General features: G+C 71.3%; 11 protein-coding genes and 1 pseudogene. 7 read left to right on the top strand and 5 right to left on the bottom strand.

The genetic code is table 11. The features are described from left to right. Positions 1-22 precede the first annotated feature (22 nt). Positions 23-736 carry a pseudouridine synthase gene (locus QFW80_RS00445; protein WP_280598909.1) on the top strand — a complete coding sequence of 238 codons (714 nt, stop codon included), beginning with the start codon at positions 23-25 and terminating at the stop codon, positions 734-736. Here the strand turns inward: QFW80_RS00445 and QFW80_RS00440 are convergent. Continuing rightward, positions 722-1,237, bottom strand: coding sequence for a DUF2059 domain-containing protein (locus QFW80_RS00440; RefSeq protein WP_280598908.1), 516 nt, complete (start codon positions 1,235-1,237; stop codon positions 722-724). The genes QFW80_RS00445 and QFW80_RS00440 overlap by 15 nt on opposite strands. 72 nt (positions 1,238-1,309) lie before the next feature. Between QFW80_RS00440 and arfB the strand changes: the two genes are divergently transcribed. Both arfB and QFW80_RS00430 read left to right on the top strand, forming a co-directional pair. Then, positions 1,310-1,714, top strand: coding sequence for an alternative ribosome rescue aminoacyl-tRNA hydrolase ArfB (gene arfB / locus QFW80_RS00435; protein WP_280598907.1), 405 nt, complete (start codon positions 1,310-1,312; stop codon positions 1,712-1,714). Positions 1,715-1,746: 32 nt separating this feature from the next. After that, on the top strand, positions 1,747-2,349 hold the full coding sequence (locus tag QFW80_RS00430) for a lysophospholipid acyltransferase family protein (protein WP_280598905.1): 603 nt from the start codon (positions 1,747-1,749) through the stop codon (positions 2,347-2,349). A 55-nt stretch (positions 2,350-2,404) separates the two neighbouring features. Here QFW80_RS00430 and QFW80_RS00425 read toward each other — a convergent pair whose 3' ends face one another. The 3 genes from QFW80_RS00425 to QFW80_RS00415 form a co-directional block, all read right to left on the bottom strand. Next, entirely contained in the window at positions 2,405-5,167 is a 2,763-nt protein-coding gene (locus QFW80_RS00425) for a TonB-dependent receptor plug domain-containing protein (RefSeq protein ID WP_425603471.1), read from the bottom strand. Positions 5,168-5,540: 373 nt separating this feature from the next. Beyond that, entirely contained in the window at positions 5,541-6,587 is a 1,047-nt protein-coding gene (locus tag QFW80_RS00420) for a FecR family protein (protein WP_280598902.1), read from the bottom strand. A gap of 4 nt (positions 6,588-6,591) precedes the next feature. Next, the gene (locus QFW80_RS00415) at positions 6,592-7,188 is read right to left on the bottom strand and encodes an RNA polymerase sigma factor (RefSeq protein ID WP_280598901.1); all 597 of its coding nucleotides are present in this window, start codon (positions 7,186-7,188) and stop codon (positions 6,592-6,594) included. Between QFW80_RS00415 and QFW80_RS17525 the strand changes: the two are divergent. The 4 genes and pseudogenes from QFW80_RS17525 to QFW80_RS00400 form a co-directional block, all read left to right on the top strand. After that, positions 7,160-7,792, top strand: a pseudogene (locus tag QFW80_RS17525) (cyanophycinase); the annotation flags it as partial. The gene QFW80_RS00415 and the pseudogene QFW80_RS17525 overlap by 29 nt on opposite strands. 438 nt (positions 7,793-8,230) lie before the next feature. After that, positions 8,231-9,232, top strand: coding sequence for an isoaspartyl peptidase/L-asparaginase family protein (locus QFW80_RS17520; RefSeq protein ID WP_331488473.1), 1,002 nt, complete (start codon positions 8,231-8,233; stop codon positions 9,230-9,232). Positions 9,233-9,458: 226 nt separating this feature from the next. Continuing rightward, a complete protein-coding gene (locus tag QFW80_RS00405) occupies positions 9,459-10,100 on the top strand; it encodes a hypothetical protein (RefSeq protein ID WP_280598897.1) in 642 nt (213 codons plus the stop codon). Between the two features lie 28 nt (positions 10,101-10,128). Then, positions 10,129-11,505, top strand: a complete 1,377-nt coding sequence (locus QFW80_RS00400) for a phospholipase effector Tle1 domain-containing protein (RefSeq protein ID WP_280598942.1) — start codon at positions 10,129-10,131, stop codon at positions 11,503-11,505. A gap of 57 nt (positions 11,506-11,562) precedes the next feature. Here the strand turns inward: QFW80_RS00400 and QFW80_RS00395 are convergent, their stop codons facing one another. Further along, complete coding sequence (locus QFW80_RS00395; RefSeq protein WP_280598895.1) at positions 11,563-12,531, bottom strand: LysR family transcriptional regulator; 969 nt, start codon at positions 12,529-12,531, stop codon at positions 11,563-11,565. Between the last annotated feature and the right edge of the window lie 51 nt (positions 12,532-12,582).

Genomic DNA, 12,582 nt, shown 5'->3' with positions numbered 1-12,582 from the left:
GTGCCGACGGGTGCGCGAGCGCATGATCGAAGTGCTGTATGCCGACGACCACCTGGCAGTGGTCGACAAGCCCGCCGGGCTGATGGTGCACGACAGCGCACTGGCGCGCGGCGAACACGATTTCCTCGCCGACCGGCTGCGCGAGCAGCTGCAGCGCCAGGTACTGCTGGTGCATCGCCTGGACCGCGCCACCAGCGGCTGCCTGCTGCTGGCCTTCGACCGCGAGACCGCGGGCGCGCTCGGCCGCGCGGTGATGGCCGGCGACCTGCACAGGGATTACCTGGCCGTGTGCCGCGGCTGGCCGGAGCCGGCCTTCACCATCGACCATCCACTCGATGGCGGGCCCGGCAAACCGGTCAAGAAGCCGGCGGTGACCCGCTTCGAGCGCCTGGCCACGTGCGAGCTGGCGCTGCCGTCGGCGGGCTTCGACACCTCACGCTACGCGCTGCTGCGCGCCAGCCCGGTCACCGGCCGCTTCCGCCAGATCCGCCGCCACCTCAAGCACGCCTCGCACCACCTCATCGGCGACACCAGCCACGGCGACGGCCGCCACAACCGCCACTTCCGCATGCTCGGCATCCACCGCATGCTGCTGCATGCGCAGCGGCTGCGTTTCGTGCATCCGGCCAGCGGCGCGGCGCTGGTGGTGGAGGCGCCGCCGGACGCGGAGTTCGGGCGTGCGCTGACGCTGTTCGAAGCGGTGCCGGGCGGCGCCGCGGCTTCATCCGCCGGCTGACACCTCGGCCGAGATCTCGCGCTGCATCTGCTCCAGCATCGGCACCACCAGCCCCTGCATGGCCTCCATGGTGTGCTGCATCAGCGTCGGCATCTTCTCGATCATGCGCTGGCCGGCCGGCGTTTCGTAGAAGGCGACGATGGCGTCGATGTCCTCGGCGCTGAAGGTGCGGCGGTAGATGTCGCGGTAGATCGGTTCCAGGTTCTCCCACGCCAGCGCCTGGCGCACCGCGGCGGACGAGCGCGACACGATCGCCTCCATGCGCGCGCGCTGCGCGTCGTCGAGTTCCTGCCCGGCCGTCAGCTGCGCGACCATCTGCCGCTGCGAGGCCTCGACCTGCGGCAGCATCCCCTCGAGCATCTGCCGCGCGCGGGTGACGTCCAGCAGGCGGTCGATGCGCGCATCGTCGAGCGGCGTCTCCGCGGCGGCGGCGGGGGCGGGCGCGCCGATGCAGGTGGCGAGCAGCATCGACACGGCGAGCAGCAGGGTTCTGTGCGACATTGGGGCGGTCCTGTCCGGTGGCGTCGGACCCAGTGTAGATGCCGCGCGGGCGCTCCGAACCCCGTCACCGCCATGGCCATCGAGATTCCCGAGAGCGAGATCGTCGAACGCTTCGTGCGCGCCAGCGGCGCGGGCGGGCAGAACGTCAACAAGGTCGCGACCGCGGTCGAGCTGCGCTTCGACGTGGCCGGCTCGCCCACGCTGCCCGAGCCCGTGCGCGCGCGCCTGCTGGCGCGACGCGACCGTCGGCTCACCGATGAGGGCGTGCTCGTGATCCAGGCCCAGCGCTTCCGCACCCAGGAGCGCAACCGCCAGGACGCGCGCGAGCGGCTGCAGGCCTTCGTCGACGCCGGCCTGCGCGCGCCGGTGCCGCGCATCGCCACCCGGCCCACGCGTGGCGCGAAGGAGCGGCGCCTGGGCGAGAAGCGGCAGCGTAGTACGATCAAGCAGTCGCGCACCCGCCGCGACTGGGACTGAACACGCGGGCACGGCCAGGGCGTGGGAGGCGCATGACCGCAGGCAACGACGTGGTGCCGCCGCTGCCGCCGAGCGCGCCGCGGGTGCGGCCCAATCCCTTCACCCGCTGGTTGGGGCGCGCGATCCTGCGCCTGGGCGGGTGGCACGTGGCCGGCAGCTTGCCGGACCTGCCGAAGCTGGTGCTGATCGCCGCCCCGCATTCGTCCAACTGGGATGGCGTGTGGGGCTTCGCCGCCAAGCTCGCGCTGGGCTTCGAGGTGCGGGTGCTGGGCAAGGCGCAGCTGTTCTGGTGGCCGCTGGGACCGGTGCTGCGCAGGCTGGGCGTGATCCCGATCGACCGCAGCTCGCCGCAGGGCACGGTGGGCCAGGCGGTGGCGATGATCCGCGCCAGCGAGCGCATCTGGTACGCACTCGCGCCCGAGGGCACGCGCAAGCCCGTGGAGCGCTGGAAGAGCGGTTTCTGGAAGATCGCGCACGAGGCGCAGGTGCCGATCCTGCCGGCCTACTTCCACTATCCGGAACGGCGCATCGGCATCGGCCCGCTGTTCCACACCAGCGGCGACATGGCCGCCGACATCGCCGCGCTGCGCGCGTGGTATGCGCCCTGGATGGGCAAGCACCGCGGCACGGTGTGAGCCGTGCCGCACGGCGGCGCGGCCGGCCTGCCGCGCACCGGCCGGCGCGCCCGGCTCAGAGCGCGCTGCCCCCGAACTTGTGGGTGAACTGCAGGTAGAAGCTGCGGCCTTCGGTGTCGAACCAGGAGATGTCGTAGTACGGGTACGAGGTGTAGGTCGGATCGGCGGGCGGCATCTCGTCGGTGAGGTTGACCACCGACAGCGAGAGGCGCGAGTGGTCGCTGAAGCGGTAGCCGACGTTGGCGGTGTAGCGGTAGGTGGCCTCGATCCACGGGCCCGGATCGCCTTCCTCCCAGACCTCGTCGTAGGACCAGCCGTTGGGCAGGCTGCCCAGGCGCCGGCCCTGCACCGAGGCGCTCCACGCATTCTTCTCCCAGCCCACGAGCAGGCTGGCCTTGGTGCGGGGAATGTCGTAGCCGCTGTTGACCGCGAACTGGTCGACCACCGCCTCGTCGGGATACTCCTGGATGTCGTGGCGATCGACCCAGGTGTAGCCGGCGTTGAGCCGGAACAGGCCGACCGGCGTGTCGAAACGCAGGTTCGAGGCGGCGTCGACACCCTGGGTGCGCTCGCGCGCGATGTTGATCGGGTTCACGTGCACGCCGTAGATGCTGCCGTCCACGGTGCGCGTGATCCGGGCCAGCATGTCGACGCAGGTGGACGAGTCCGGGTCGGCGCCGTTCAGGCCGAGACGGCAGTCGCGCTCCCAGCGCATCACTTCGTTCGCGCGCAGGTCCCGCACCTGGTTGCGCATGTCGATGCTGAACCAGTCGAGCGAGACGTCCCAGCTCGCGGTCGGCGACCAGACCAGGCCGGCGGTCCAGGAATCGCTGGTCTCCGGCTCCAGGTCGCGGTTGCCGACGCGGCTGCGGATGATCCCTTCATCGCCCCAGCTGCAGTCGTCGTAGCTCTCGGCGTCCGGTTCCTCGGTGTCGCAGCGGTAGAAGTCGGTGACCGAGGTCTCGTCGTTGCCCGGGCCGGTGAACACGTAGTGCAGGTCCGGCGCGCGGAACGCGGTGCCGTAGGAGCCGCGCACCAGCAGGCTGTCGATCGGGCGCCACTCCAGGCCGGCGCTCCAGGTGAACTTGTTCGGGTCGCGGCCGGCGAAGCGGTACTGGTCGAAGCGGCCGGCCACGCTCAGGTTCAGCGTGTCGTGCAGCGGCATGCGCAGCTCGCCGGCGAGTGCCCAGCGGTTGCGGCTGCCGGCGCCGTCGGAGTCCTTCCAGCTGTAGTAGTAGTACTGCGTCGCCAGCGGATCGGGCTTGAGGTCGTACGACTGGTGGCCGAGTTCGGCGGTGGCGGCGAAGCCCGCGGCGCCGCCGGGCAGCTGGAACAGTTCGGCGTTGGTCAGCGTGAACCAGGCGGTCTGGGTGTCCGACTCGGGATGGTAGGTGGTGCGGGCGAAGATGCTGTCGTACTCGGCGCGGGTGAGCGGGGTGTACATGCGCGAATACGGCGCATCGAAGATCGGGTAGCCGTCCTCGTCGACGCCCAGCTGCGGCCCCAGGAACAGCTCGTTGGCGCGCGCGGCGACGATCTGCGGCCAGCTGATCTCGGCCCGGTACTGCGAATGGCCCAGCGCCGCTTCGTAATCCCAGGCCTCGCCCAGCCGGCCGGCCAGGCCGGTGGTGATGCTGAAGGTCTTCTGCACGGTGTTGACCATGCCGTTGCGCAGGCCGCCCATTTCCTCGAGCGTGAACTGGCGCTGCCAGTACTCGAGCTGTTCGGTGCTGCGGTTGTAGAAGTAGTCCCACTCGGTGCCGTCGGCGGTCATCAGCGCCCAGCTGCGCGGGGCGCGGAACAGCGAGACCTCGTGGCGGCCCGCCTGCACGTCGGCGAACCAGCGCAGGCCGCCTGCGAAGTCGTAGTTGAGCGAGGCGTAGGTGTTGATGCCCTCGCGCTCGCTGATCATGGTGCGGTAGGCCACCGCGCGGTCGCTGCCGCAGTAGTTGCCGTAGTTGCGCCGTTCGGCGTAGTGCATCGTGCCCTCGTTGAGGTGCGAAAGCGCGTTGCAGGTGTCTTCGCCCGGGTCGATATAGTCGTCCCACCAGTCGGTGATCAGGAAGTTGCGAGGCGGATAGCCGTAGCGCTCCGGGTTCGGCGCGTCGTAGCTCGAGTCCTGCTGCGCGCGCTGGAAGCCCCACAGCGGCTGCTGGTTGCGGTACTCGGCGCCGAACACGGCGCTGAACGCGCCGCGCGACAGGCCCCCGGACGCGTTGAGCCGGAAGCTCTCGGCATCGCCGCGTTCGGTCCGGCCGAAGCGGTAGTCGAGGGTGATGCCGTCGGCCTCCTTCTTCAGGATGAAGTTGACCACGCCCGAGATCGCGTCCGAGCCGTAGATCGCCGACGCGCTGCCGGTCAGGACCTCGATGCGGTCGATCATCCCCAGCGGAATGCTGGAGATGTCGGTGAAGTTGCTGCGGCCGCCGAAGGGCATCGGGAAGTCGGCGATGCGGCGGCCGTTGACCAGCACCAGGGTGTGGTTGGGCCCGAGGCCGCGCAGGTCCACCTGCTGCGCGCCGGGCGAGAAGTCGGCACCGCCGGCCGACTGCTGGCTCTGGGTCTCGCCGCCGTTCTGGGTCAGCGACTGCAGCACGTCGGGCACGCTGGTGAACCCGCCCGCGCGGATGGTCTCGGCGGTGATCACCGTGATCGGCGCGGGGCCTTCCACCTGCGCGCGCGGGATGCGCGAGCCGGTGACCTGGACCGTCTCCAGTTCGGCCACCGGCGGCGCGGGTTCCGGCGCCGGCGGCGGTGCGGGCGCGGCGACCGGCGCCGGCACCGGGCTGGCCTGCGCCAGCAGCGGCTGCTGCACCACCAGCACCGCGCCGGATGCGTCGCGCCGGGCGGCGAAGCCGCTGCCGTTCAGCAGCCGGTCCAGCGCCTGGTCGGCCGGCAGCCCGCGCGCGCCGGCGGTGCGCACGCCGCGCAACTGGTCGGCACGATAGACCAGCTGGGTGCCCGACTGCCGGGCCCAGGCGTCGAGTGCGCCCGCGAGGTCGCCCGCGGCGATTTCAACGCGTCCGGAAACGGGCGCCTGGGCGTGGGCGGCGAACGCCGCGGAACAGGCGAGGGCGAGCAGCAGCGGGCGCAGCGGACGTGACGGTATCAAGGCGGTTCCCCAAGCGGCGCGCGGATCGCGCCCCATGTCTGGTCAGGACGAACGAGCCGCGCAAATCCCCCGCCGACGCTCAGGGGCTGTGCAGCACGATGCGGTCGCGGGCGTACTCGGCGCGCACCGGGAAGCCCTGCTCGAGCAGCCGCACGAAGCCTTCCGCGTTCTCCCAGCGGAAGCTGCCGCCGATGCGCAGGTCGCCGACGGCGGCGTCGCCGATCACGATCTTGCGCGCGTTGTAGCGGTTGAACTCGTCCGCGGCCTCGGCCAGCGGCGTGTCCTGGAACACCAGCAGGCCGCTGCGCCAGTCGACCAGGCGCGCCGCCTCGGCCAGCGGCATCGAGCGCACCAGCACTCCGTCGCGCCGCGCCAGCGCCACGCTGCCGGCCGGCAGCAGCGCCGCCGGCCGCGGTTCGCCGTCGACCGGGTCCGACTCCAGCCGCACCGTGCCCTCGGTGACCACCACGCGCAGGTCGGCGCCGTCGCGGCGGACCGAGAAGCGCGTGCCCACAGCCACCACCCGCCGGGGGCCGGCCTCGACCACGAACGGCCGGTCGGGATCGCGTGCGGCTTCGAAGTAGGCCTCGCCGCGGGTCAGGTCGATGCGCCGTTCGCGCCGCGACAGGCGCACGTCGATGCGGCTGTCGCTGGCCAGCGTGGTGCGCGAGCCGTCGGCCAGCGGCACCGTGCGCACGGTGCCGAGGGCACTGGCGTGGGAGGCCGCCTCGACCGGCGCGAGCGCGTACCAGCCCCAGCCCAGCGAGAGCGCACACGCGGCGACGGTGGCCGCGACCGCGAAGCCGAGCCGGCGGCGGGTGCCGCCGCGCGGGCGCATGCGCGGCGCGAACACGAGATCCGCGGGACCGGGCGTGGCGCTGCCGATGCCCGCGGCCGCCCACGCGCCGCGGGGCGGAGGCGCGTCGCCACGCCAGCCCGCGCCCAGGGCCTGTAGCCGGCCGGCCTCGGTCCACGCCGCTTCCAGCCGCAGGAACGCGACCCGGTGCGCGACCGCCTCGCCCAGCCAGGCCTGCAGGGCGGACTCGTCGCCCGCGCACCAGCCGGTGCCGTCGCGACGCGCCAGCCAGTCGGCGGCGATGCGTTCGATGTCGTCGGCCGCGGTCACGGGCTCAGTCCGACTGCCGCTGTCCATCGGGCTCCATGGCCACCTCCATGTCCGCACCGCCGTCGCGCGGGCGGGGCGCGCGCGCCTCCCCGTCACCGCCGTAGAAGGACCCGGCGAGCAGGCGCATGCCCTTGGCGATGTGTTTTTCCACGGTCTTCTCGCTGATTCCGAGCCGCTGCGCGACCTCGCGTTGCGACAGGTGTTCGACGCGCCGCAGCCACACCACCTCGCGGCAGCGATCCGGCAGCCGGTCGAAGGCGTCGGCCAGGCGCCGCAGCAGCTGGCGTCCGCCGCACCACCGTTCCGGCGACATCTCGTCTATCAGGACGTGCAAGGGCTCGAAATCACCCACCGGCTCGATCGACACCACCTTGCCGCGGCGTGCGCGGTCGGCCAGCAGATGGCGCGCGGTGGCGAACAGGAACGCCCGCGGCTGCTGCGGCAGCGCCTTGCCGGCGGCTTCGTACACGCGCGCGTACACCTCCTGGCGCAGGTCGCGCGCCTCGTCGCGGCTGGGCGCGGAGCGGACCAGGAACTGCATCAGCGGCGCCTCGTGGACGAGAATCTCGCGGATGAACCAATCGTCCAGCGGCGTGGGCATGGGCGGCACCATAGCCGATCGCGCGCCGCGGTTGCCGGGCGGGGGATTTGCCGCCACTGTTCGTCCTCTTCCCGCACGGGCCCGCGAACGGGACGAAGGACGCCGGATGACGAGACGCGCGATCGGATCGATGCTGCTGGCCTGTGCGCTGGCGTGGCTGCATGCCGGCGCGGCGCGCGCGGCGGACTACGAGCGCCACCTGGTCGGCGACCCGTCCCTACCCACGCCCGGCACCACCGCGCCCGGGCTGCTGCTGATGGGCGGCGGCGACCGCAACTTCGACGCGCTGCGCTGGTTCCTGGCCAGGGCCGGCAATGGCCACGTGGTGGTGCTGCGCGCCTCGATGGGCGGCGAGATCGGGCGCGAGTTCCACGACGAGGTGGGCGGCGTGGCCTCGGTGGAGACGTTCGTGTTCTCGAGCCGCGACGCCGCGGATGATCCGGCGATCCTCGCCAGCCTACGCAAGGCCGACGGCATCTTCATCGCCGGCGGCGACCAGTCGCGTTACGTGCGCTACTGGAAGGACACGCCGGTGGCGCAGGCGCTGGACGCGCACGTGCGCGCGGGCAAGCCGATCGGCGGCACCAGCGCGGGCCTGGCGATCCTGGGCGAGTTCGTCTACGGCGCGATGGACGGCGGCAGCCAGGTCAGCCCGCGCGCGCTGGCCGATCCGCTGGGCGAGGCCAATACCATTGAAACCGGGTTCCTGCACATCGACGCACTGGGAGGCGTGCTCACCGACACCCACTTCCGCGAGCGCGACCGCCTCGGCCGGCTGCTCGCGTTCGTCGCCAAGGCCGAGACGCTGTCCGGCGGGCGCCCGGTGCTCGGGCTGGGCGTGGACGAGGACGCCGCGGTCGCGGTCGACGGCGACGGACGCGCGCGCGTGTTCGCCACCGCCCCGGGCGCGGGCGCCACGGTGGTGCGCGGCGGGTTCGCGCCGCAGGCTCCCGACGAGCCGATGCGGCTGGAGCGGGTCGAGACGATCGGCGTGGGCGTCGACTCGGTGCTGCGGCTGCCGCAGGGCGAGGTCGAGCGCCCGATGTGGCAGCGCCGCTACGCGGTGCGCGACGGGGTACTGGTGGCGCGGGACGCACCGCGCCTGGTGATCCACGGTGGCGCCGGCGTGGAGCGCGGCGACCTCACGCCGGAGGAGGAAGCGGCTGCGCGCGCCGCGCTCGCCGAGGCCCTGCGCGCGGGCCACGCCGCGCTGGCCGGGGGCAAGCCCGCACTCGAGGCGGTGACCGCCGCGATCACCGTGCTCGAGGACGCGCCGCAGTTCAACGCCGGCCGCGGCGCGGTGTTCACGCACGATGGCCGCAACGAACTCGACACCTCGATCATGGATGGCGCCAGCGGCCGGGCCGGCGCCGCCGCCGGGCTGCAGCGCGTGCGCAATCCGATCCTGCTGGCGCGCGCGATCATGGACCGCTCGCGTCACGTGATGATGGTGGGCGAGGGTGCCGAACGCTTCGCGCAGGAGGCCGGTGTCGCGCTGGTCGAGCCGTCGTACTTCCGCACCGAGAAGCGCTGGCAGCAGCTGCAGCGCGCGCTGCAGGACGACAGCAAGCCGCATGCGGCGCTGCCGGGGCCGGAGCTGCCGGGCAAGGCGTACTTCGGTACCGTCGGTGCGCTCGCGCTCGATGCGCAGGGCCGGCTCGCCGCGGGGACGTCCACCGGCGGCATGACCAACAAGCGCTACGGCCGGGTGGGCGATGCGCCGATCATCGGCGCCGGTACCTGGGCCGACGACCGCTGCGCGGTGTCGGGCACCGGCTGGGGCGAGTTCTACATCCGCGCCGCCGCCGCGCACGAGATCTGCGCGCGCGTGCGCCTGTCGGGCGATCCGCTGGCGCGCGCCGCCGACGCGGTGATCAACCGCGACATCCCCGCCGCCGGTGGCGATGGGGGTGCGATCGCCCTCGGCGCCGACGGTACCGTCGCGTTCCCGTTCAACACCCCGGGCATGTACCGCGGCTGGATCGGCGAAGACGGCGAACCCCACGTGGCGATCTGGCCGGACGAGGCGTTGCCGATGCCGTGAGGGCAGCCCCGCATGGCGCCTTCGGCCAGCGAGGATGTTCGACATCGTTGACAAGGGTGCTGGCCGCCCCGGATCGGGTGCGCCTCGCGCGGCATTCCGGATCGTTGGCCGAATCGTGTAGAACGGTGCGGGCGGCGGCCGCGCCGCGTTTGTCTCCGGTCGCGACCCGCGCTATCGTCGCTGAGGCGCCGGTTCGCGGGGCGCTGCAGGACGACAGGGAGGTGGCATGGATGCGCAGCACACTGCCTGCGGTGGCGGGCGTCGTGGATCGCGCCGGATCATCGCGACGCTCGTGGTCGCGTCGCTGACCACGACGGGATGCCAGGGCATGGCGGACACCAGGCAAGGGCCGACGACGGCCGACGGCAGACGCATCGACAACACCGTGGCCGACTGGCCGCTGAAGTTCGTGCAGCACAGCTTCGGTGTACGTTGCTATTCCACGTACGGCTGTACGGTGGACTACAACGGCTTTCGTCACGTCTCGCATTCTGAGGACCAGTTGCGTCCTGCGCTTTCGGACGTGCATCCGGACGCTTTGAAGAATGCATCGGTCGGTTACATCGGAGTTCGGAACTTTCCCGACCCTGCGCGCGTGAGCTGGCGCTCGAAGGATGGCGTTCGGCACGATGAGCAAGTGGATATCGGCGCGATCTTCGCCGATCAGCTGATCGTCCATGAGGTGCCGCGCGACGAGATCAGCGAGGGGGTTTCGATCTGGGATCCAGGGATTCTTCTCGTGGTCGACGACCGGACCATCAGCGTCTACATGCGCGCGTTCATTCCGACGAAAGCGCCACAGATCCCGGGCAATCCGAGGAGTACTCACCGGGACGACTGGGTGCTCGCCTGGAGCAGGCGCTACTGACTGAGCCCGGTCGACATGGAGGTTGGCGATGGGTGGACAGAGGCATCCAGATGGCGTGGAGACATATCCGGCGACGGATGCTGATCTCGAACTTTTCGTGGAGGCAAGCTATGAACTGGCGCGGTTCGATGCGCCTGCTCTCCTGAGTAGTCATCATCCGCAGGGGCGGCTCTACGTCGCGGCCTTCGACGGTACCGGGAACAGCCGGGTGCGAGATCTGCCGGAGAACCACACCAACGTCGCGCTCATCCACGAGCAGGTGGCAAGCCGGGTGAGGGCGGATGAAGACCGTCTGGGGTATTCGCGTCTCGGTACCGGCTATGTCGAAGGCGTGGGTACGCAGGGTGGTCTTGCAGGGACGCTCGATCTGATTTCAGGGAGAACGTATCAAGCGCGACTCGAAGAGATGTATCTCCAGTTCGTCACCGAAGCCGCACGTTGGATCGACGAGGACCCAAACGCCGACATCCGCCTCGCCTCCATCGGCTTCAGCCGTGGCGCCGAGCAGGCCGCCGGCTTCACGCGCATGGTCGAGGCGCGCGGGATCCAGAATCCCGAAGGCGCGATCGTGGAGCGCGGCCGCGACGGCCTGATCGAGCGCGTCGAATTCACCCGTCCGCCCCTGCGCGAACCCGGCACCGTCGTGCAGGCCATCGGACTGTTCGATCCGGTCGGCACCGGCGTGCCGCGCGAGCATGATCGCCGCCCCGCGGCGTCGGTGATCTCGGGGTTCCAGCTCACGGCGGAACACGAGCGGCGCAACCTGTTCCAGGGCACGCGCGTCGCCGACATGGGCGCGACCTCCGATGGACGCTTCCTCAACGTGCTGGTGCCCGGCGCGCACAGCGACGTCGGCGGCGGCTATCGGCAGAACGGCCTGTCGATCCGCAGCGGCAACCTGATGATCGACTACCTCAATGCACTCAGCGACGAACCCTTCCTGGCCAAGCGCCCCGAGCCGCAGGATCCGGCGCTCAACGTGATCCACCGCTCCGAGCAGCACCAGATCTTCTACCGCACCTCCGAGTTCGACCGCGACGGCATCCGCGTGCACCAAGAGGACCTGGCGCCGCCACCGCTGTGCCGGATCGACTGTCGCGATGCCGAGCCCCGCAACGAGGCGATGGCCGCCAGCGTGGACTGGCAGCCGGTGGTGGTCGGACCCGCCCCCGCGGCGCCCGCGGCCGTGCTCGAGGATGCCGATGCCCGTGCCGCGGTCGACCAGTTGCTCCAGGCGGCGGGGCGGCACGACGCGTACGCCGTCTGGCAATTGTCGCGCGACCTGCTCGATGGTCCCGCCGGCCAGGCCTGGCTGGCCGCGGGCGAAGAACGCCTGCGCGCCGTACCCATGGTCGGCGAGCAGACGCAGCAGCGCGCACCCGCCGTGCCCGAGCTGGAACGTTGATCGCGTCGATCGGCCCGGGCCTCCAGTGGCAGGGCCGCACCACGCGAGCAACTGCGCTCAGCGCTCCGAATGCCCGCTGTCGTAGTAGTCGCGGCGGACGAACAGGTCGGGCTGGATCAGGTCCATGAAGGCGCGGGCCTGGGGCGAGGGCAGCTTGCCCTTGCGCATCACCACGCCGTAGCTGCGGGCCGGGAAGAAACGCTCCAGCGAACGCGTGGCGATGCGGCCGCGGTCGGCTTCGGTCAGGCAGATCGAGGACAGGATGCTGATCCCCATGCCCATCGCCACGTACTGCTTGATCACTTCCCAGCCGCCGACCTCCAGCGCCACCGTGTAGGGCACGCGGTTCTGCTGGAACACCAGGTCCACCAGGCGCCAGGTGATCTGGCGCTTGGGCGGCAGGATCAGGCCGTACTGGCCGATGTCGGCCAGCGTCAGGTCGTCCTTCCCGGCCAGCGGGTGCCCGGGCGGCATCACCAGGTGCTGTTCGAAGCGGTGCAGCGGCTCGTACACCAGGTCCGCCGGCACGTCGAGCATCGAGCCCACCACCAGGTCGACCGCATCGGCGCGCAGCAGGTCGGTGCCGTCGGCGCTGACGGTGTTGTGCAGGCTCAGGCGCACGTCGCCGTGGTGCTGCCGGAAGCGTTCCACGATCCGCGGCAGCAGGTACAGGATGGTCGAACTGTTGGCCGCGATGTTGAGCTCGCCCGCGTCCATGCCCCTGAGCTGGTTGCGGAAGGCCGCCGGCAGGGCGTCGATGCCCTCCACCAGCGGACGCGCCAGTTCGTACAGCGCCTCGCCGGCGCGGGTCGGCACCAGGCGCCGGCCGCTGCGCTCGAACAGGGTCTCGCCCAGCTCCCGTTCCAGCGCCTGCAGCTGCAGGGTGATCGCCGGCTGGCTCAGGTACAGCGCCTCGGCCGCCCGCGACACCGAGCCCAGGCGCGTGACCTGGCAGAAGGCGCGCAGCGGCTTGAGCCGGTCGGCCTTGTAGGCGAAGCGCGACGGGGGGTGGTCGCTGGAAGCCATTGAAGACGTTGCTTATATGGTGAACTTATAGATCGCATTGAAATAACTGTC

The organism is Luteimonas rhizosphaericola (assembly GCF_029888045.1).
Lineage (GTDB): Bacteria > Pseudomonadota > Gammaproteobacteria > Xanthomonadales > Xanthomonadaceae > Luteimonas > Luteimonas rhizosphaericola.
This window is presented reverse-complemented; position numbering and strand designations above follow the sequence as displayed.